Raw genomic sequence first — 19,926 nt, forward strand, 5'->3', positions numbered from 1 at the left:
AGTTATTTATTGTTTTAATATACTAATTCAATTCAACTGCCATCAAATAAGCAGATTCACCATCACGATAGTATGCATTTAGTTCTTGTCTAATAACAAATCCAAGTTTTTCATAAAGACGAACAGCATCAGTATTACTACATCTAACTTCTAGGTAAAACTCATCACAATTTCTATTCTTTACACCTATTACAGATTCTTCAACAAGTGCTTTACCAATTCCTTTTTTTCTATATTCATCTAGTACTGCAATAGAGACAACATGACCTTTTTTTACAAAACCCAGTTTTTTAAAATTTGAAAAACCAAATTCAGTTTTACACATTTCATATCCAACAATTTTACCATTAATTTCTGCAACCAAAAATGCTTCAGGTAATTCTTGAAGTAGTGATTCATAGAAATAATCAGAATAGTGTTCAGGTAAAGTTTTGAGATTAATTTCCATAACAGAAATTAGATCGCTTTGTGCGGCTCTACGAATATTGCAATCACCAATTTGTCTCAAAATCACTTGCACAAATACAGGATAAAACAATCAATATTTAATTTTAAACACAAAGATCATTAATGAATAAAAGATAGGAAAATAGATGGTTGAAGATTCTCAAGATGGCGTAATTTCATTGGTTAATTCAATTTTTGATGTGGAAGAATTTACAAAAACAGAATTTACATTACAATTTAAAATTAATAATTCAGAATTTCAAACAAAATTTGAAGATTTAGCCAGAGCCTTAGAAAACATGAGTTATGTTTGCAAAGTAGTAAAAAATGATGAAGGGATATTGATTGAAGTTCAAAAATTTACAATAAAAAAACCAAGAAAATGGCTCAATGCAACATGGACACCACGAATATTGTTTGCAGTTGTAATTGGATTTGTAATGATTGACGGGTATTATAGGACATCAGGTACAAATTCGATTATAGAGATTGGAGAGCCATTTGAAATGGCAATTGTGTATACACTTGCACTTTTAGGAATTTTAGGAACACATGAACTTGGTCACATCATTGCAGCTAAATCACATAAACTAAAAACAAGTTGGCCTTACTTTATTCCAGGGTTGCCAATAGTTGGAATTCCTACATTTGGTGCATTCATTCAATCAAAAGGATTGACAATTAATCGTAATATCTTATTTGATGTAGCTATTGCAGGACCAATTGCAGGACTAGCAATTGCAATTATTGTATCACTTTATGGTGCATATACGGCTCCAATATTAGATCAAGAAATTGCAGAAGGACTATTTGCAGAACAGGTTTTGGTTGAATGGGAACAAGGAGAACCATTACTAATGACTGCAAGTTTAGCTGTGTTTGGTAAAGGAGGTCCAGGTCACGAAGTAATTATGACACCAGTAATGTTTGCAGCATGGATTGGATTTTTAATTACATTTTTGAATTTACTTCCAGCATGGCAACTTGATGGTGGACACATGGCAAGAACTCTTTTGGGTCAAAAAATTCATAGATATGCCACATATGGTAGCATGTTGATACTTGTTTTGTTAAATTATTGGCTCATGGCAATCTTAATTTTAGTTATGTCAATGAAAAACCCAAGTGCAACACCACTTGACGATGTCTCACCTCTTACAAAAAATAGAAAACTGGCATATATCGGAATTATAGTATTAGCGGTTTTGTGTGCACCATTACCATCAGGATTGTTTTCAGGTATTTTACCTTAGAAAGAGTCTAGCACCATCTGCAACTACTGTAACTTTTTGTCTTGCACCCTGTGTTTTTAAAATATAATCCATAGAATATTTTATTCCAGGTAAAGAAATCATATCAAGTTTTTTTGCATAAAATTCAGGTAGAATTGAAACTAGGCCAATTTGAAAATTCTTTTGTATTTCAGAAAGATAAAGTAAATCTTCCATTCCGTTAATGTATTTGGTAGGATTCCTTAACTGTTCAAGTGTTAATCTATCTTCAATATATTGTTGAATAGCATCTGAACCTAAACCACTTTTACATTCAGCAACTAAAATTGCCAACCCATCTTTTTTGATAGCATTTGAACAATTCCAAAGAGACGATAAAGAATTTCCCAATGTGTCGTTACTTGCATCTTTACCAGTACTCATGATTATTGTTTTATGCTCACCAATATCTTTGATTGAATTTGATTCTAGAGTTTTTGTTGTAGAAAGTGTTTTTGAAGGATGAGCAATTGTAAAGTCAAGTATTCCTTCAGAATTTGCAATAATTTCAATTGCTTGTATCTCAAAATTATCTGCAAATTTTTTTGCCTCGGTTAAACTTTCTGTATATTGTCCAGGTGTTGGAAGATTACTTTGTCTTTTAGCATAAGCTGAAAGCATAGATTCTTCTCCGAATTTTTTGATTAAACGAGTTGCAACAGTTTCATATCCAAATAAACCATCAAATCCCATCTCTCCCATAAAAACAAGATTAGAATTTTTAATTTCAACATCATCAAATTCGTTTATTGAACTACCTTCAGGCAAACCAGATTTAACTAAATTTAGGATTTTTTTGTCAGTCAAAATTTTTGGAAAGGGTTTAGATTTTTGTTCGCACAGAGTGAATAGACTTGTAATAATTTTGAGAATCGATTTGGAGTTATGTAAAACTACTAGTTCCATGGGTTTGGATAAATCCAAAGTATTGAGTTTCTCCATAATTGCTTGATCATCTAGAATTTTGCCATCAGAATCAATTTTTTGCTCTAAATTCTCTGCCTTTATATCCAAAACAACGTCTGTAATCCCATAATTTAACCAAATTTCAGGCATAATAGATACTAAATACAAACCAAAATAAATCCAATGTAGTGAATTTTGATATGGAGTTTGTGAAAGAATTTGTGACCTTTTTACATCAAAAGGAGATAATTAAGTTTGGAGACTTTACACTAGCCAGTGGGAAAAGTAGTTCATATTATGTTGATTTAAGATTAGTTCCTAGCTATCCTCATGAATTTAGGATGATGGTAAAATATCTGGAAAATCAAATAACTGAAGACATCGGACTGGAAAATTTTGAAAGTATTGTTTCTGTACCAACAGGAGGATTAGTTATTGCTTCAGCATTAGCAATTGAAACAGTAAAACCACTAATCTATGTAAGAAGTAAACCAAAGGATTATGGAACTTCAAAATCGGTTGAAGGAAAAATTCATGAGAGTATGAGAGTTGTGATGATAGATGATGTTGCAACTACGGGAGGTTCAGTTGTAAATGCAATAAAATCACTTACAGAAGTAAATGTTCCAGTTAAAGATGCATATGTAATTGTAGACAGAATGGAAGGAGCTACTGAAGCCTTGAAAGAACTTGGAGTAAAAATGCACTCAATTCTAAATATCTTACAAATTACAGAAATATTATATGAACAAAAATTGATTAATGTAGAAATTTTAGATAAGGTAAAAAAGCAAATTAGTAAATAAATTAAGGCAGCTCAGACAAATGCCTTCCAATCATCAATTTCAGATATAACTCTGATTCTTCATTGCAGCCAGTAATTTTTGTATTAACTCATTTTAAAACTAATTGAAAAAATGGGCCCGAAGGGCTTCGATCCCTTGGCTCACCGGTTATGAGCCGGTTACTCTACCAAGCTGAGTTACGGGCCCTAAAATAACAAAAATTTTGTGAGGTATAAAATGTTATGAGGTTAACAGTATTCTTCATAACAACTGTCAAGTAACAAATTTTGTGCTGAAACAGATTTTTCAGCAATTTCAATTAGGTCACTCGTATCAGCATTGGATTTTTCAATGATATTTCTCCAAGATGCTGCATGTCTAATGTCAGCTTCGGTATGGAGTTTGAAATATTCAGTTGCTTTATCAGTTGTAATTTGATAGAATTCAGATAATCCATCTAGTTTTGTTTGACTAATTTTTGGGATTTCTTTTTCAAATGCATACATTGCACATGCACCACTATCAAAAGTATTCATTAATTCAGCCAAATCAGATACAGCTTGATTAGTTTTTTCTAATCCAGAATATGGGATTAATTCGTTTTCAGAAATTCCAAGTTCTCCTGCAAAACTAATCCAAGGTTTAATGTGATCAGATTCTTCTTGTTGATTGTCAACTAGTTCTGAAACTACAGAATTAGGTGCTTTTTCAATAATTGGTGCCATAAATTCAGGAACAGCTTTTACAAGTTGGAAATATTCTTTTGAATATCCAGCTAATGATTCTTGAGTTAATTTACCATCAGACCACATTTCATAAAATGGGTGTTTTAGGAGACTTCTTTCTTCAATAATTTTATCGATTCTTTGAATTATATTCATAATTCTTGTCTAAATTTTCCAATACAAAAATCTTTGTTGTGTACCAAAAGATTTTATGATCTAAATAAAAAATTTCTTTGGGTTCCAGTGGTGTAGTCCGGTCAAGCATACTGCCCTTTCAAGGCAGTGATCCCGGGTTCAAATCCCGGCTGGAGCACCAAGATTTAATTACTAATGAAGAGGGGTTTTGATCAATTATCTTGGACAGGAAAAATATCGAAATTAATCCTCTACTAGAGACATATGGGGAATATATTAAAAAAATTGATCTTGCTTTGGATAAAGAACTAGCACTATATTCAGAATCTGAATTTATTGAACCTCTAAAATATTCATTAGAAGGTGGTAAAAGAATTAGACCAATAATTTTGAGTTTATCTGCAGAGAGTATAGGGAAAATAGATGAAAATGTATTGGCAGCATCATGTGCTGTAGAATTTTTACATATGGAATCAATCATTCATGATGATATCATAGACGACGAAACGATGAGAAGACAAAAAGATCCTTTTCATGTAAAATATGGTTACAATACGAGTGTCTTAACAGGAGATTTTGTTTTAGGATTAATTCTTGCAATATCATCAAGATTGGACAATGCAAGAATTACAAAAGATTTAGCAACTACTGCTATGCTAATGAGTGAAGGAGAAATTATCGAAGGAAGATTAGAAGAAAGTGGAGACATTACATTTGATGATTACTTGAAAGTGATAGAATACAAAACTGCAACCGCATTTGAAGTTGCAGCAAGAATCGGAGGAATAGTAGCTGGTGGAACTGAAGAAGAGATTGAAGCATTGACAGGATATGGAAAAAATCTTGGAATTGCATATCAAATAAGAGATGATTTACTAGATTGGAAAAATGAAGAAAAATTATTTAATTTACTAATTAAGAAAAGTGTTGATCCAAGAGATGGGTTTAACAAAATGGAAGAATTGTTGAAAGAATATTCTGAAAAGGCTAGAACATTTTTGAGAAAAATTCCAGATAATGAAGCAAAAATGAATCTAGAAGAATTAATTAAATTTACTTCATTTAAGGCATAGAACCTATACTAAGTACTGGTGTTGCAAGTTCTACAAATTTAATTAATGGTTCTGGATAAACACCAAATCCTACCAAGAAGACTGTTGAGATGATCATAATTGCCATAACAGATCTTGGTTCAATAACTCTCTTTTCAGTTTCACCTTCAAAGTACATTTTCCTTGTTAACCAACCATAGTAAGCTAATGACAATGCACTGTTTAATACACCTGCAATTGCAAGCCATGGAGCCCACCATATTGCAGTACCTGCATCTAATGCACTTCCAAATAGCATCAATTTACTCCAGAATCCAGAAAGTGGAGGAATACCAGCAAGAGCAAATAATGCAATTACAAGACCTAATGCAGTTACAGGCATTCTTCTTCCAAGTCCTTTCAATTTATCAATATGAGTAACTGCAAGAGTTGTTACAATTCCTGCAATTGCAATAAATGCAGCACCTTTCATAACTGCATGATTCATTATCTGATACAATGAACCTTGTAAACCTAGAGAACTATGTGGGGCAACTGCAAGTCCAATCAAAATGTAACCGGCATGTGCAATACTAGAATATGCTAACATTCTTGAAATATTCTTTTGCATAATTGCTGCAATATTACCAATAGTCATTGTCATAACTGCAATTATACCAAGTGCTAAAGTCCAATCAAGATGCAGTACCACCATTCCCAGAATTACAATTCTAATTGTTGCAGCAAATCCAGCTTTTTTGGTTGCTGCTGCAAGAAGTGCAGTAATTGGTGCAGGTGCACCTTCATAGGTATCTGGAAGCCATTGATGGAATGGAACTAATCCCATCTTGAATCCAAATCCTGCGATAAACAATCCTACGGATAATAACGCTAATGGAAGCATTGATGGATCAAGTGTTGAATAACCTTGAATAACTTCTCCAATATTTGTAGAACCAGTTAATCCGTATGCAAGTGAAATACCATAAACAATAATTGCTGAAGATAATGCACCAAACAAGAAATATTTCAAAGCAGCTTCATTTGAGCTTGGGTTCTTTTTCCTAAATCCAACCAAAATGTATGTTGGAATACTCATTAGTTCCCATGCAACAAATAACATTACAAGATCAGTTGAGTAGGCAACTAGAACCATACCAATAGTTGCAAGTAAAATTAGAGAATAGTAAACAGCTGGAGAGTTATGTTTTCTCATGTAATTAAAGGAGCCAACAGTGGTGAACAAAGCAACTATCAACATGGCAATTGCAAAGAAACCACCAAATGCATCATCAACAACTACATCTTCAGCAAACAGAGCAGACGGAGACACATTTTCTTCTAGGAATTGATATCCAACATATCCCATAGATACGATTAATGCTGCAAATGCAATAATGGCATAAAATGTATTAGAACCTTGTTCTTTTCGTGCAATGCTAATTATTGGAAGTAAAATACCAACGGTACCCAATATACCGATTATTACAAGAGGAGTTGAAGTAATTTCTAACATGTCATCAAATCTCCTACATCAACAGTATCAGAACTACAAATAATAATCCTGCTCCAAATACAAATAGATACGATTGTGAAACACCGGTTTGAGTGCCCTGAATTACTTTAGCACTCCAACTAACTGCTTTTTGAACTCCATCATTCATACCGTAATCAATTGCTGTTTTCTCAAAGTATCTTGAAACGCCTCTAGCCAACCATAATGGTGTTGTAACAAAGCACCAATAGACAATTGCGTTAAGATACCATCTGTTTAAGAAAAGCTTGTGAATTGCATAAAAGAAAATATTTGAATTTACAAATTTAACAGGATCAACCCATCTTCCAATGTAAAAGATGTAACCTAATCCAATACCAGTAGCAAATGCTACTAATGATGCACCTAATGCAACTGGATTAAGTCCTTGTAAGAATTCTGGCAATATTGAGGATTCATCTGCTGCTGCATGTGAACTATAAATTCCAAATGAGTTTTTAAGATAATATTCAAACGTATGATGTAATCCTTCTTCTGCAGATAATCCAATGATACCAATACCAATTGTAAGTACTGCAAGAATACCATATGGGACCCACATAGATACTGATGCTTCATGAATATGATGTCCTTCCTCTTCCATCTTTTCAATATGTTTACTCTTCTTACCAAAGAATACCAAACCAATCATTCTTGTGGTATAGAATGCTGTAATTATGGCAGTTAAAACAGCGATAATGAATAATGGCAATGCCCATTCGTTTCCAGATTCATATACTGCTGCAAAGATTGCATCTTTACTCCAGAAACCTGTTGTGATAAATGGTGCTCCCATTAAACCAAGGCCTGCAGCCCACATGAATGCATACGTTTTCTTCATATGCTTTCTCAGACCACCCATATCGGTCATAAATCGAGAGCCAACAATATGCAGTAAAGAACCTGCTGCCATGAATAATGAAGCCTTGAACATTGCGTGAGAAATTAAGTGGAAAAATCCTGCAGTATAACCATCAACATATTGATGAGATAATCCTGCTACACCTAATGCCATCATCATATAACCAATTTGAGAACCTGTAGAATATGCTAAAACTTTCTTAATTTCAGGATTAACCATTCCTTGTGTTGCAAGTAATAATGCAGTAATTGCACCTGTCCAAGCAACAATTTCAAAGAATTGATCTGCTAAAATTCCTGCTGCACCCAATGCAAATACAAGTGGACCAATTCTTGCTACCAAGAATACACCTGCTTTGACCATTGTTGCTGCATGAATTAATGCAGATACTGCAGTAGGTCCAGTCATTGCTTCTAACAACCACTCGTTTAATGGGAATTGTGCAGATTTACCCATTGCACCACCAAATAGTAAAACAAAGGCAGGAACTAGTAATCCTTGAGCAGCCATCGCAGTTGCCCAATCAGTGTCACCCATTAATTCTTTAAATCCAAAAGTACCTGCAAACAAGAATATCAAAAGCATACCAGCAATCATCATTACATCTCCAACTTTTGTCATGATGAATGCCTTCATACCAGCGTGTGTTGGTGAATAGTAATCTAACATTCCAAGAACAGTACGTCCTTCAGTACCAACATGATCTTTCTTTTTATCACGATACCAAAAGCTGATCAGAGCATAAGATGCAAGTCCTACACCCTCCCAACCAAAGAATACTTGAAGTAAGTTGTCAGATAATACAATTAATTGCATTGAACCAATAAAGAACATCATCCAGAACCAAAATCTGGTAATGTCTTTATCGCCTTTCATATATCCAGTACTGTAAATCATAATCAAGAAGGAAATCCAAGCAACAACATTTGCCATTATAATTGAAAGAGGATCTGCCAGTACACCAGCTTTAATTCCAAGTGCTTCAATCCACATCAATTGACTATGAACTTCACCTGCTTCTAATGCAAGAGGGATTAAGGATGCTGCAGACACAGCACTCATTAGAGCAAATCCAACGGCAACATACTTTGTTGCATTTTGAGATAATTTTCCAATACCTGGCATAATTAATGCTGCAGCAAATGGAAGCATCCAGATTAACCATGCACTTGTAATTTCAAATCCCATTAATTCAGTTGCCATAATCTAAACCCCCATCACTCCATTCATGTAAGGAATAATTGTCTTCAAGAAAATATCTGGATAAATTCCCACAACAATTGAAAATCCTGCTAATATCATCATTGGAATTGTCATATACCAACTTCCTTCTTTGACATTTTGAAGATGTTCAGGAAGTTTACCAAAGAATACACGTTTCAACATCCAAAGCATGTAAGACATTGTTAATGCAGTTGCAACAAGACCTAATCCAAATGCTACGGCTCTAAGTGTAGAACCTTCTGCAATAGCTGTTTCTAATGCACCGTAAAACATAATCCATTCACCCATAAATCCACTGGTTGGTGGCACTCCCATTATTGTGAGTGCACCAATAACTGCACATACTGCAGTGATTGGCATCTTTCCAGCAAGTCCTCCAAGTTTCTTAATACTTCTCGTACCAACTTTAACAATAATAATTCCAGCCATCATGAAGAGAATACCTTTTCCAATAGCGTGAGTAACATACATCATTTCAGCTCCTGCAAGACCGTATGCAGACATTGATCCTATTCCAAATAGCAAATATCCCATTTGACTGATACTTGAATAAGCAAGGAAACGTTTCAAGTCATCTTGCATCAATGCCATAGCACCACCGTAAATCATAGTTACAAGACCCCAAATATGGAACCAAATTGCAAGTTCTGAAAATGTTACAGGTAAGAATTCAACAACTAATCTAAAGAGACCATAAGCTCCAATTCCAATCATAGCTGGAGACAATAATGCACTGATTGGTGTAGGTGCTGCACCGTGAACATATGGAAGCCAAATATGATACAAGAAAACTGCAAGTTTTACACCAAGTCCGATCGAAATAGCTACCGCTGAATACATCGCAATGTCAGCAGGAAGTTCAGATTCTTGAATATCTGCAAAGTCAAAGCTACCAAGTGTTAGACCTATCATCAAAAATCCAAGTAATAGAACAACTGCACCAGCATGGGTCCAGAATAAGAACATTAAACCAATTTTTCTTCTTGGTCCATCACCCCATAAAGCAACCATAAAGAAACCTGGAATTAACATAACTTCAAAGAAAATGTAAAATTCAATCAGATTTGTTGCAAGAACGGTTCCAAGCATTCCCATTGCAAATACAAGATAAAGTGCAAAGTAAAGACCAGATTTAGCATTTACATAATTTTGTAAAGCAGATGATTCAACAATAGAAGACTGTCCACTCTCTGAATGGTTAATTTTTTGTTCTTCTTCAAATTGTTCATGGAATTTATGAATCATGTATGGTTTTGAATAGATTGCCAAGATCGTAGACAAAACATAAATCATAATTGCAAATGGTGAAGCAAGTCCATCTAGTAAGAAACCAAATTCACCAAATTGTTCTGTCCACGGATAATGTTCTTCAACAGTTCCAGATAGTGCTGCGTTGATTACTAGAATAGTAGTGTAAAGTAAAATTGCAAATGTAAACCACATTGCAGGGGTAGGACCTACTTTTCGTCCAAGAATATAGGCCACCGGAGATAACAGTAATGGCAGGAAAACAGCCTGCAATAATGCATATTCCATTATCCTTTCAAGCTCCTAAAGTCTGCAATATCGACATTTTGATACATTCTGTATGCTACAATGATTAAAGATAATCCAACAGCTACTTCTGCTGCTGCAATTGCGATTGAAAATAATGCCAAAGTTTGACCAGCACTGTCAGGAATAAATCTACCAAATGCGACAAGATTAAGATTTGCGGCATTAATAATAATTTCAACAGCAAATAACATTCTAATGAAATTACGCTTTACTGCAAGTCCATAGATTCCTATTGCCAGTAAAGCAATAGAAACTAGTGTAAAATCAACTAACTCGTTGGTCATTCTCCACATCCTCTCTTCTAGCTAAAACTAATGCACCAGTTACAGAACCGGCCAAAATTAAGCCCATCAAAATTAATGCTGGCCAATAGTAAGTGACAAAGTCTGTACCAATATCTCTAAAATCAACTGCAGGTTCATCAGTAGTTATTGTTTTAATTCCAGAGTCTAAGAATACAGCACCCAAAGATACCATAATAATTAACATTAAACCAATTCCAGCAAACTTTCTTTTTCTATCCTCAATTTTTTTAAAGATAAGTTCTCTTTTGACAAGCATTACAGTGAATAAAATTAAAACTGCAATTGAGCCAACGTAAACTGCTAGTTGGAACAATGCAACAAATGGTGCATCAAGTATAAAGAAGAAACCAGCAATACCACCGAGAGTTCCCATCAATGCAATTGAACCATAAATTAAAGATCTCATTTCAAGTGCTGCAATTGCAGAACCAATTGTGATAACAGTTAATGCAAGAAATACAGCATCAGCCATGAGTTGCTCCGTTTTTAGTAATTACAATTTCACTATCTTGTTCAACATAAGGTTTGACTGCAAGTTGTGCAGGAGTATAGATTAAACCTTCTTTACTAAATGAAGATAATTCGTAATCATTAGTCATGTAAAGTGCATAAAATGGACATGCGTCTACACATAAACCACAAAAAACACATTTCCCATAATCAATTTGAGGCATTATAGATTTTTTATTTTGTTTTTGTTCTTCTGGAACTTTTACCATTGCTATAGCTTCAGCAACACCCTCACATGCAATAGAACATAATTGACATCCAGTACAGTGATCATGGAATAACATATGACGACCCTTTAGTCCAGCAATTCCAACACCCGTAGATGGATCAAATTGATAACCATCACCCACAAACTTTAGTTTCTCCTCAGGATAGCGAAGAGTAAATCGTTTAGTTGCAATATGTTTAATTCCAGAATTTAGGGCACGTACAATTCCTGTAGCAGTATTTGTCATTGTAATCCTCCTGGCCCGAGCACTCCAGCGTAAACCAAAGCTAGTGCAATAAAGATGTTAACGAAAGCAAGACCGATCAATTTTGTCCATCCAAGACTTAACAACATATCAATTCTGATTCTTGGGAAAACGCCTCTTGGTAATAGTATAAAGAAGATTACGCCAACAGTCTTTAGAACAAACATCAATGTTCCATTAATCATTTCTTGAGTAATTACTTGACTAAGTAATGGTTCCAATCCACCTATCTTTGCAGTTACAGGACCAAGTTCAATTCCTTCAGTAGCAAGTTCCATTGGGAATGGTGGAACTATCATTGGACCATTCCATCCACCGAGGAATAATACAACAAACAGTGCTGCAAATGCGTAAAGTTTCAAATAAGTTCCTAATTGAACGAGTCCATACATCATTCCAGATAATTCAGTTAACCATCCAGCAACAATTTCACTTTCTGCTTCAGGTAAATCAAATGGAATTCTTTCTAATTCTGCAAGCATTGTAATGAAAAATACAATTGCACCTACTGGTAAAAATACAATCCATGGGAAACTAGATTGACTTGCAGCAATTTCAGATAAGTTAAGAGTTCCAGTAACCATTACAACTCCTAGTAATGATAAGATTAACGGAATTTCAAATGAAACCATTTGGAATAATGCTCTAATTCCTCCAATGAATGGAAATTTACTATTTGCAGACCATGCAGAAAGAATTGTTACAATTGGGAAAAATCCAATTACAGCAAAAACAGCAAGCAATCCCATATCTACATCTGCAACTACCCAACCCGGTGCAACTGGAATCAATGCAACAAATGCTGCTGCAGATGCAACAAACAGAACTGGCGCTGCCCAAAAAATTGGCTTATCAGCTTTTGCTGGAATGATAATTTCTTTGGAAATTAATTTTAAACCATCACCTGCTAATTGTAAAATGCCTTCTACTTTTCCACAGTAAAAAGGACCAACTCTTAATTGTAATTTTGCCAACATTTTTCTTTCAACAAAAATAGTACCAGCAGCTAATAATGCAGCAAAACCAAATCCAGGAAATGCCATTACTTTAAACATATCAGTTGTCATAAATGCTTGAACAATTGGAAGTGTTCGCGTTGGATCCGCTAAATAAGTAAATGCCAAAAATGGTGTAAGTAATTCGCCATCAATAACTGGCATCGGAATATAAAATAATATCATCATGATTACAGGGAAACCAATTAATGAAAATATCAAAAGGAACCAAACAACATCGTCGATAATAGATTTGATAAATCCACTAAGTTTGAAATTTGGTGCAATTACAGACATTTATCGGTCTGCCTCCACTGGCCAATAATTAAGACTCCAATAAACAGATGGCATGTTACCAAGTTTTTCACCTTTTAACAAATATGGTAAAGCAATTAGATTTCTAAATGAACCAACACTCAGTTTTAATCGGTATGGTTCAACTTTACCATCAGAAACAATATGACATCCCAAAGAACCTCTTCCAGATTCTACACGTTTGTAAACAGAATCCAATCCTTTACCTTTTGGATTTGGTTTTAGTTTAACTCTAACAGAGCCAGACTTTGGCATTTTTTGTAATGCTTGTCTAATAATATTACAACTCTCCATCATATCAAGCCATGGTACTTTGGATCTTGCGTAAGAATCACCTTCTTTCATCACATTACTATGAACATCCAATTCCTCATAGACATCATAAGGTTCCTTTTGTCTAAGATCATAATCTACTCCACTTGCACGTAAAACAGAACCAGTTGTTCCAAGTCTAATTGCATCCTCACGGGAAAGAACTCCAGTATCTCTTGTTCTTGAAATTAAAATTGGATTGTCATAAAAGACTGCAGCATATTCTTTGATACGTTTCTCAAAGTAATTGACTTGACGTAGACATACTTCTTCAAAGTTTGGTGGTAAATCATTTCTAACTCCACCTGGAACAAAGTGTGCATGTGTTACTCTTGCACCACTTATTTTTTCCATTAAATCAATTAAGAGTTCACGGTCTCCAGCTGGCCACATAAACATTGTAGAATGACCTAAGAAGATTCCATAAATTGCAAGCCAGTACATTGTGTAAATACAACGATTTAATTCTGAACAGATTACTCGGACATATTTTGCACGTTCTGGAACTTCAATACCAAGTAGTTCTTCTACGCCCAAAACATATGGATAAAGAACATTACATGAATCATGAATTACTGGTCTTTCTAAGTGAGGAATGTTTGTAATATAATTTCTATATTCAGCCATTTTTTCCTCTCCACGGTGTACATAACCTGGATCAGGATCACAAGCTACAATATAATCACCATCAATTTGTACAATAATTCTCATATGTCCAGAACCAGGATGTTGTGGTCCAACATTGAGAGTCATAATTCTCTCGTCAACTTTTTGGATTGCTAATCCAGGGGGTAATTCTGCAGTCATTCTATCGTCCTTTTATTGCAAAGTCCTTTCTGAGAGGTGGTAAATCTGCCCAATCTTCAGGCAAAAGTAATCGTCGGTTATCTGGATGACCATTAAAATAAACTCCAAACATTTCAAAAACTTCTCTTTCGTGAAATTCTACACTGTAGAATATATCTCTAAGAGAAGGTAATTTTGTTGCATCTTTTCCAGGAAGTGGATTTTCCTCTCTTTGTGCTCTAGTAGATAAAACAAGGATTTGTTTAGCCAATGATGAGTCCGAATAAGAGCCAATATGATAAACTACCTCAATTTCTTTATCCTGTGGGTAATCTACTCCTGAAACTGATTCTACATGATCATAATTCAATCCATCTCGAATAAATTCTGCAACATCATGAACGTCTTCTCTTTTAGCTTTAATTCCAACTCTATTTTCTTTAACAAATTCAACTTCTACTTTATCACCAAATTTTTCAACAACTTTATCAGAAATACTTTTTTCAAAAGCAGGTAATTCTACTGGTTTTGCAGCTGGTTTTGCAGCTGGTTTTGCAGCTGGTTTAGTTTCAGTTTTTGCTTCAGTGTCAGAACTCATCATACAAACTTCCTAGCCTTCATTCTCTTAATTTTTTCTTGTAACAAAATACATCCTTGTATGAGAGTTTCAGGTCTAGGTGGGCAACCTGGAACATAAACATCAACTGGAAGAACTCCATCAATTCCTGGAAGTACATTGTATGAATCAAAATACAATCCTCCAGTAATTGCACAAGCTCCCATAGCAATCACATATTTTGGTTCTGGCATTTGATCATAAACTAATCTTAAACGTGGAGCCATTTTTCTTGTAATGGTACCTTGTACAACAATAAGATCACATTGTCTTAGTGATCCAAATGCTTCAATGATACCAAATCTTTCAACATCGTATCTAGGACTTGATGCTGCACCAAACTCAACACTACAACAAGCTGTTTCAATATGCACAGGCCAAAGTGACCAAATTCTACCCCAATTGATAGCATAGCCCAATGGTTTGTCAATTGCTTTTTCCAAAATATCTCCAAGTTTTCCAATGAAGACATTTGCATTTTCTGGTGTTACTAAATCTTTAAGCAATTTTATTCCCAACCCCCTTTGTCATCATTTCTATAAATAACTACCAAATTCTTCTTCTCCCTGATTGATAAAGTGCAAAAGACATTGCACCAAACATTATTGCTAAAAATCCTATCATTGGTAAAGTTGCACTTTTCGGAAGTTCCAAAAGTGCACTACCCCAAGCATATAAGAAAATTGCAACTACATCAAAAATTACGAACATCAAAATGTACGGGTAATACTGCATCATAAAATGAGTTCTACCCTCACCGCTTGGAACTTGTCCACATTCCATTGGCAAAAATTTTACAGGATTACTCTTTTTACGTGGTGAAATCATTCGAGAAATCAATAATGCGGGTGCCATTGCTACTACTGCGAACCCGAACATCAATACTACGGTGCTATAATTGCCCGCTAATTCTCCGACCAATTTAACTTTCATCTCTGAGTTTTATATAATAAGATATGCTTCGTTTTTTCGATCGGGTTATTGGAAATGAAGAATTTGAAAAGTAATTAATAGGATATAGTAAATTTCCGATCATGGTATTGAATGTAGGCGATCTTGCTCCAAATTTTGAACTCCCTGATACAGAATTAAAAATGAGGACTTTAGATGAATTTAAGGGTAAAAAGATCGTATTATCATTCATAGTAGCAGCAAGTTCACCAGTATGTGAGGTTGAATTATGCACATTCAGAGATTCATGGAAAGAAATTTCAGATATGGGTGCACAAATAATTTCAATTAGTAATGATGGACCCTTTGCAAATAAAGCATTTGCAGAGAAACATAATTTCAATTTTCCACTATTAGGAGATTATACAAGTAAAACAATCAAAGAGTATGATATCTTATTAAAAGATCTATTGCACATCAAAGACTACAATGCAGCAAAACGTTCAGTATTCATAATTATGGAAGATGGAAAAGTTGGATACAAATGGGTATCAGAAGATCCATTAAAAGAACCAAATTACGAAGAAATTAAAAACTTTTTAAAATAAAATAATTTTTTTATTCTATATCTGAAATTATATCGCCTTTTGCAACAGATGCGCCTTCTTTAGCTTTAATATTTCGGATAACTCCATCTTTGTGTGCTTTTACTGCAACTTGCATTTTCATAGACTCCAAAGTACAAACAACATCACCTTTCTTTACTGAATCCCCATGTTCAACTGAAATTGAAACTACTTTACCAGGAATTTGACTTTTTAATGCTATTTGTGCTCCGCCAGAACTACTTCCACCAGAATTTTTGTAAACGACTTTATCATAATGAGTATGTAGATTGATAGTCATTGGTACATTATCTATAACAATATTCATTTCATTTGTGGATTGTTCAAGATATTTTGCCTTGTGGTATTGTTGATTTAAGATAAATTCTATTCCACGTGAATTCATACTAATTATTTTTAATTTGTGTTCATTATCATTAATTTTGATTATGTAATCATTGTCACCGAGATTTTCTAGAATTTTTCCATCAAATGATTTTTCAATTTCTTGGATTTTAAAATTAGTCATATCTATCAGTCCAGTTTATTTTTCCAGTTTGCGCTATTGTTAGAATTATTTTGTACTTGGCTCTTAAAGTATTCAGAATGAATAATTGCAGCAGCTAATGCGGCTTCAGTTTTATTTTCTTTTTCTTGTTTAAGATCTTCAGTTAATTTATCAATCACATCATAACGTTTCAAAAAGTCAGTAGACAATTCTCCATTTTTGTATTCTTCAGAATTAAGGATTGTTTTGTAAAGAGGAATAGAGGTTTCAACACCTTGAACATACATATCATTTAATGCAGTAAGCATTCTAGTTCTAGACTCTTCAAATGTTGGTCCCCATGTACAGAGTTTTGCCATTAGTGAATCATAAAATGGAGAAACAGTGCATCCAGGGTAAAGATAAGTGTCACATCTAACATTAGGTCCTGAAGGAATTGTAACATCTGGAACTGGTCCTGTTGAAGGTGCAAAGTCCAAAAAGGTATCTTCAGCATTAATTCTACATTCAATTGCATAACCATTCATCTTTAGATCCTTTTGTTTGAATGGTAGCGGCTCTCCATTTGCAATATCAATTTGTAGTTTGACAAAGTCTAATCCTGAAACCATTTCACTAATTGGGTGTTCTACTTGGAGTCTTGCATTAATCTCAATAAAATAAAATTCACCATTGTCAGCTCTTAAGAATTCAGCAGTTCCAAGATTTGTATAATCAACTGCCTCTGCTGCTCTAACAACTATTTCACCAATTTCTTCTCTTTTTGCATCATCTACCACAGGAGAAGGGGTTTGTTCAATTAGTTTTTGATTTCTTCTTTGAATAGAACATTCTCTCTCAAAGAGATGTACTGCATTTCCATGTTGATCTCTGCACATTTGATATTCAATGTGTCTTGTTTTTTCTAAGAATTTCTCAACAATGATTGCAGATTTTCCAACAGCAGCAATAGATTCTGAGGTTACTGTTTCAAAACCTTCGTGTAATTCTTTGTCATTTGTTACAATTCTAATTCCACGACCTCCACCACCATAAACTGATTTTAACATAACAGGATATCCTATTTCATTTGCAACTTTTGCTGCATCTTCTGCATCCTTTACTAAGCCAGGACTTCCAGGGACAGTTGGAACTTTAGCTTTTAACATTGCAGCTTTACATTCCATCTTATCACCACAAAGATTCATTGAATCTGCAGATGGACCAATAAATGTAATTTTATTTTTCTCACACAATCTAGCAAAATCATCATTTTCAGAAAGGAATCCATAACCAGGATGTACAGCATCTGCACCAGAAGATAACATTACATCTAGAATTTTTTCTTGATTAAGATATGATTTAGCAGGTGCAGCTTCACCAATATGATATGCTTCAGATGCTTGTTTAACATGTAATGAATTTGTGTCTTCATCAGAATATACAGCAACTGTTTTGATTCCAAGTGCTTTACAAGTTCTAATTACACGTAAAGCGATTTCTCCTCTGTTAGCGATAAGTACTTTCTCAATCATCTTCAATCACAAATTGATATTTCCATGTTTTCTAGGTAATTGCTTTTCTCTTTTATTTGCAAGCATTTCTAATGCTTTAATCAACATAGGTCTGGTTTCAGCAGGATTAATTACATTATCAACTGTTCCGTGAGATGCAGCAACGTAAGGATTTTCGAATTTTTCTGCAAATTCATCTACAAGTTGTTTTTTAAGAGATTCAGGATCATCAGAAGCAGCAAGATCTTTTCTATTCATAATTTTTACAGCTGCCTCACCACCTAAAACAGCACATTTGGCTGTAGGCCAGGCATAATTAATATCAGTTCTAAGATTTTTACTTCCCATTGCAATGTATGCTCCACCGTATGCTTTACCAATAACTAGGGTTATTCTTGGAACAGTTGCTTCACAATATGCATAGAGCAATTTACTTCCATGTCGAATAATACCATTATGTTCTTGATTTGAACCTGGCATGTAACCTGGTGTATCAACTAAAGTAATTATTGGAATGTTAAATGAATCACAAAATCGAATAAAGCGTGAAGCTTTATTTGATGAATCAATATCTAATGCACCTGCAAGATGCATTGGTTGATTAGCTACAATTCCAACAACATTACCATTTAGTCTACCATATCCAACTACAATATTTGGTGCAAATAATTCATGAATCTCAAAGAATTCATGGTCATCAACAATTGAATTAATGATTTCTTTCATGTCATATGGTTGTAAAGGATTTTCCGGCATGATATTGATTAAATTATTATCCAATCTATTTGGATCATCGTCAGTTGAAACTTTTGGTGGTTGTTCAGTATTATTTTGAGGTAAAAATGAAATTAGTTTTTTGATGTAATCCATACATTCGTATTCATTTTCAGCAACAAAATGTGCAACACCACTTTTTGTTCCATGAGTATTAGCACCACCAAGTTCTTCAAAAGAAATTTCTTCACCTAATACAGTTTTAACAACATCAGGTCCAGTTACAAACATACTTCCAATTTTTTCTACCATAATAACAAAATCAGTCATTGCAGGAGAATAAACAGAACCACCAGCAGATGGACCAACACTTGCAGTAATCTGTGGAATAACTCCAGAAGCTAATTGATTGTGATAAAATATATCTGCAAATCCATCTAAACTCATAATTCCTTCTTGTATTCTAGCACCACCAGAATCCATAATTCCAATAATTGGACATCCAGTTTTTACTGCATGATCCATTAATTTAGTAATTTTTTTAGCTCCCATCTGACTTAATGTACCACCCAAAACAGTGAAATCATATGCAAAAACAAAGATTTGACGACCGGAAACATTTCCATATCCGCCTATGACACCATCAGTAAAAAATTTCTTTTTTTGCATATCATACTCATAATAATGATGAGTAGTCATTGGATCGACTTCAACAAAAGTACCTTCATCAAGAAGTAAATCTATTCTTTCACGAGCAGTTAGTTTGCCTTTTTCATGCTGAGATAAAATACGATCTTCCCCACCACCTTGTAATGCAGTGTTTTTGTTTTTTGTATATTCATCAATCTTCTCAGAATGCATTATTTGATTAGAATCAAAAGTTTTCATATATTAATCTAATTTGAAATCATGAAATCTATCAAAAA

21 protein-coding genes and 2 tRNA genes are annotated in these 19,926 nt (G+C 34.2%); 5 read left to right on the forward strand and 18 right to left on the reverse strand.

The window, feature by feature from the left end; translation table 11 throughout:
* Positions 1–22: 22 nt before the first annotated feature.
* A complete protein-coding gene (gene rimI, locus NMSP_RS06795; protein WP_086908417.1) occupies positions 23–520 on the reverse strand; it encodes a ribosomal protein S18-alanine N-acetyltransferase in 498 nt (165 codons plus the stop codon).
* A 73-nt stretch (positions 521–593) separates the two neighbouring features.
* Between rimI and NMSP_RS06800 the strand changes: the two genes are divergently transcribed.
* A complete protein-coding gene (locus NMSP_RS06800) occupies positions 594–1,700 on the forward strand; it encodes a site-2 protease family protein (protein WP_086908054.1) in 1,107 nt (368 codons plus the stop codon).
* Here the strand turns inward: NMSP_RS06800 and NMSP_RS06805 are convergent.
* A complete protein-coding gene (locus tag NMSP_RS06805) occupies positions 1,692–2,774 on the reverse strand; it encodes a nickel-dependent lactate racemase family protein (RefSeq protein WP_086908418.1) in 1,083 nt (360 codons plus the stop codon). The two genes, NMSP_RS06800 and NMSP_RS06805, sit on opposite strands and share 9 nt — an antisense overlap.
* Before the next feature lie 50 nt (positions 2,775–2,824).
* Between NMSP_RS06805 and pyrE the strand changes: the two genes are divergently transcribed.
* A complete protein-coding gene (gene pyrE / locus NMSP_RS06810) occupies positions 2,825–3,430 on the forward strand; it encodes an orotate phosphoribosyltransferase (protein ID WP_086908055.1) in 606 nt (201 codons plus the stop codon).
* Between the two features lie 112 nt (positions 3,431–3,542).
* Here pyrE and NMSP_RS06815 read toward each other — a convergent pair.
* Positions 3,543–3,616: transfer RNA gene (locus tag NMSP_RS06815), tRNA-Ile, on the reverse strand.
* A 41-nt stretch (positions 3,617–3,657) separates the two neighbouring features.
* Entirely contained in the window at positions 3,658–4,290 is a 633-nt protein-coding gene (locus NMSP_RS06820) for an iron-containing redox enzyme family protein (protein ID WP_086908056.1), read from the reverse strand.
* An 81-nt stretch (positions 4,291–4,371) separates the two neighbouring features.
* Here NMSP_RS06820 and NMSP_RS06825 point away from each other — a divergent pair.
* Both NMSP_RS06825 and NMSP_RS06830 read left to right on the forward strand, forming a co-directional pair.
* A tRNA-Glu gene (locus tag NMSP_RS06825) sits at positions 4,372–4,450 on the forward strand.
* Positions 4,451–4,490: 40 nt separating this feature from the next.
* On the forward strand, positions 4,491–5,342 hold the full coding sequence (locus NMSP_RS06830) for a polyprenyl synthetase family protein (RefSeq protein WP_086908057.1): 852 nt from the start codon (positions 4,491–4,493) through the stop codon (positions 5,340–5,342).
* On the opposite strand, the gene NMSP_RS06835 is transcribed toward NMSP_RS06830, so the two are convergent.
* Genes NMSP_RS06835 through NMSP_RS06885 form a run of 11 tightly spaced genes read right to left on the reverse strand, consistent with a single transcriptional unit; the run spans position 5,332 to position 15,668 of the window.
* Positions 5,332–6,816, reverse strand: a complete 1,485-nt coding sequence (locus tag NMSP_RS06835; protein WP_086908058.1) for an NADH-quinone oxidoreductase subunit N — start codon at positions 6,814–6,816, stop codon at positions 5,332–5,334. The two genes, NMSP_RS06830 and NMSP_RS06835, sit on opposite strands and share 11 nt — an antisense overlap.
* A 13-nt stretch (positions 6,817–6,829) precedes the next feature.
* Positions 6,830–8,899, reverse strand: coding sequence for an NADH-quinone oxidoreductase subunit 5 family protein (locus NMSP_RS06840; protein WP_086908059.1), 2,070 nt, complete (start codon positions 8,897–8,899; stop codon positions 6,830–6,832).
* A 3-nt stretch (positions 8,900–8,902) separates the two neighbouring features.
* A complete protein-coding gene (locus tag NMSP_RS06845) occupies positions 8,903–10,456 on the reverse strand; it encodes a complex I subunit 4 family protein (RefSeq protein ID WP_086908060.1) in 1,554 nt (517 codons plus the stop codon).
* A complete protein-coding gene (nuoK, locus tag NMSP_RS06850; protein WP_086908061.1) occupies positions 10,456–10,761 on the reverse strand; it encodes an NADH-quinone oxidoreductase subunit NuoK in 306 nt (101 codons plus the stop codon). The genes NMSP_RS06845 and nuoK overlap by 1 nt, the downstream gene beginning before the upstream one ends.
* Positions 10,742–11,254 carry an NADH-quinone oxidoreductase subunit J family protein gene (locus tag NMSP_RS06855; RefSeq protein ID WP_086908062.1) on the reverse strand — a complete coding sequence of 171 codons (513 nt, stop codon included), beginning with the start codon at positions 11,252–11,254 and terminating at the stop codon, positions 10,742–10,744. Before NMSP_RS06855 ends, nuoK begins: the two co-directional genes overlap by 20 nt.
* On the reverse strand, positions 11,247–11,747 hold the full coding sequence (locus tag NMSP_RS06860) for an NADH-quinone oxidoreductase subunit I (protein ID WP_067959686.1): 501 nt from the start codon (positions 11,745–11,747) through the stop codon (positions 11,247–11,249). The genes NMSP_RS06855 and NMSP_RS06860 overlap by 8 nt, the downstream gene beginning before the upstream one ends.
* Complete coding sequence (gene nuoH / locus NMSP_RS06865) at positions 11,744–13,057, reverse strand: NADH-quinone oxidoreductase subunit NuoH (RefSeq protein WP_086908063.1); 1,314 nt, start codon at positions 13,055–13,057, stop codon at positions 11,744–11,746. The genes NMSP_RS06860 and nuoH overlap by 4 nt, the downstream gene beginning before the upstream one ends.
* Positions 13,058–14,194: an NADH-quinone oxidoreductase subunit D gene (locus NMSP_RS06870; protein ID WP_086908064.1), complete on the reverse strand. Its 1,137-nt coding sequence runs from the start codon at positions 14,192–14,194 to the stop codon at positions 13,058–13,060.
* Between the two features lies 1 nt (position 14,195).
* Positions 14,196–14,771 carry an NADH-quinone oxidoreductase subunit C gene (locus NMSP_RS06875; RefSeq protein WP_086908065.1) on the reverse strand — a complete coding sequence of 192 codons (576 nt, stop codon included), beginning with the start codon at positions 14,769–14,771 and terminating at the stop codon, positions 14,196–14,198.
* Entirely contained in the window at positions 14,771–15,295 is a 525-nt protein-coding gene (locus NMSP_RS06880; RefSeq protein ID WP_067959805.1) for an NADH-quinone oxidoreductase subunit B, read from the reverse strand. Before NMSP_RS06880 ends, NMSP_RS06875 begins: the two co-directional genes overlap by 1 nt.
* Before the next feature lie 40 nt (positions 15,296–15,335).
* Positions 15,336–15,668 (reverse strand): NADH-quinone oxidoreductase subunit A, encoded by a 333-nt coding sequence (locus NMSP_RS06885; RefSeq protein ID WP_086908419.1) that lies wholly within the window; start codon positions 15,666–15,668, stop codon positions 15,336–15,338.
* 155 nt (positions 15,669–15,823) lie between these two features.
* On the opposite strand from NMSP_RS06885, the gene NMSP_RS06890 reads away from it, so the two are divergent.
* A complete protein-coding gene (locus NMSP_RS06890; RefSeq protein WP_086908066.1) occupies positions 15,824–16,288 on the forward strand; it encodes a redoxin domain-containing protein in 465 nt (154 codons plus the stop codon).
* A 10-nt stretch (positions 16,289–16,298) separates the two neighbouring features.
* On the opposite strand, the gene NMSP_RS06895 is transcribed toward NMSP_RS06890, so the two are convergent.
* From NMSP_RS06895 to NMSP_RS06905, 3 genes are read right to left on the reverse strand one after another with little or no spacing between them, the layout of a single operon-like run.
* Positions 16,299–16,814: an acyl-CoA carboxylase biotin carboxyl carrier protein subunit gene (locus tag NMSP_RS06895; RefSeq protein WP_086908067.1), complete on the reverse strand. Its 516-nt coding sequence runs from the start codon at positions 16,812–16,814 to the stop codon at positions 16,299–16,301.
* Between the two features lie 5 nt (positions 16,815–16,819).
* On the reverse strand, positions 16,820–18,307 hold the full coding sequence (locus NMSP_RS06900) for an acetyl-CoA carboxylase biotin carboxylase subunit (RefSeq protein ID WP_086908420.1): 1,488 nt from the start codon (positions 18,305–18,307) through the stop codon (positions 16,820–16,822).
* 6 nt (positions 18,308–18,313) lie between these two features.
* Complete coding sequence (locus tag NMSP_RS06905; RefSeq protein ID WP_086908421.1) at positions 18,314–19,861, reverse strand: acyl-CoA carboxylase subunit beta; 1,548 nt, start codon at positions 19,859–19,861, stop codon at positions 18,314–18,316.
* Positions 19,862–19,926 lie beyond the last annotated feature (65 nt).

Origin of the sequence: Candidatus Nitrosomarinus catalina (assembly GCF_002156965.1) — an archaeon.
Taxonomy (GTDB): domain Archaea; phylum Thermoproteota; class Nitrososphaeria; order Nitrososphaerales; family Nitrosopumilaceae; genus Nitrosopumilus; species Nitrosopumilus catalinensis.

Excerpts from the sequence above, each read along its gene's own strand:
- NMSP_RS06840 (WP_086908059.1), bottom strand. The coding sequence starts at position 8,899 with ATGGCAACTGAATTAATGGGATTTGAAATTACAAGTGCATGGTTAATC.
- NMSP_RS06835 (WP_086908058.1), bottom strand. The coding sequence starts at position 6,816 with ATGTTAGAAATTACTTCAACTCCTCTTGTAATAATCGGTATATTGGGT.
- NMSP_RS06890 (WP_086908066.1), top strand. The coding sequence starts at position 15,824 with ATGGTATTGAATGTAGGCGATCTTGCTCCAAATTTTGAACTCCCTGAT.
- NMSP_RS06855 (WP_086908062.1), bottom strand. The coding sequence starts at position 11,254 with ATGGCTGATGCTGTATTTCTTGCATTAACTGTTATCACAATTGGTTCT.
- NMSP_RS06860 (WP_067959686.1), bottom strand. The coding sequence starts at position 11,747 with ATGACAAATACTGCTACAGGAATTGTACGTGCCCTAAATTCTGGAATT.
- NMSP_RS06870 (WP_086908064.1), bottom strand. The coding sequence starts at position 14,194 with ATGACTGCAGAATTACCCCCTGGATTAGCAATCCAAAAAGTTGACGAG.
- NMSP_RS06900 (WP_086908420.1), bottom strand. The coding sequence starts at position 18,307 with ATGATTGAGAAAGTACTTATCGCTAACAGAGGAGAAATCGCTTTACGT.
- pyrE (WP_086908055.1), top strand. The coding sequence starts at position 2,825 with ATGGAGTTTGTGAAAGAATTTGTGACCTTTTTACATCAAAAGGAGATA.
- NMSP_RS06875 (WP_086908065.1), bottom strand. The coding sequence starts at position 14,771 with ATGAGTTCTGACACTGAAGCAAAAACTGAAACTAAACCAGCTGCAAAA.
- NMSP_RS06820 (WP_086908056.1), bottom strand. The coding sequence starts at position 4,290 with ATGAATATAATTCAAAGAATCGATAAAATTATTGAAGAAAGAAGTCTC.
- NMSP_RS06805 (WP_086908418.1), bottom strand. The coding sequence starts at position 2,774 with ATGCCTGAAATTTGGTTAAATTATGGGATTACAGACGTTGTTTTGGAT.
- nuoH (WP_086908063.1), bottom strand. The coding sequence starts at position 13,057 with ATGTCTGTAATTGCACCAAATTTCAAACTTAGTGGATTTATCAAATCT.
- nuoK (WP_086908061.1), bottom strand. The coding sequence starts at position 10,761 with ATGACCAACGAGTTAGTTGATTTTACACTAGTTTCTATTGCTTTACTG.
- NMSP_RS06845 (WP_086908060.1), bottom strand. The coding sequence starts at position 10,456 with ATGGAATATGCATTATTGCAGGCTGTTTTCCTGCCATTACTGTTATCT.
- NMSP_RS06895 (WP_086908067.1), bottom strand. The coding sequence starts at position 16,814 with ATGACTAATTTTAAAATCCAAGAAATTGAAAAATCATTTGATGGAAAA.
- NMSP_RS06885 (WP_086908419.1), bottom strand. The coding sequence starts at position 15,668 with ATGTTCGGGTTCGCAGTAGTAGCAATGGCACCCGCATTATTGATTTCT.
- NMSP_RS06905 (WP_086908421.1), bottom strand. The coding sequence starts at position 19,861 with ATGCATTCTGAGAAGATTGATGAATATACAAAAAACAAAAACACTGCA.
- NMSP_RS06800 (WP_086908054.1), top strand. The coding sequence starts at position 594 with ATGGTTGAAGATTCTCAAGATGGCGTAATTTCATTGGTTAATTCAATT.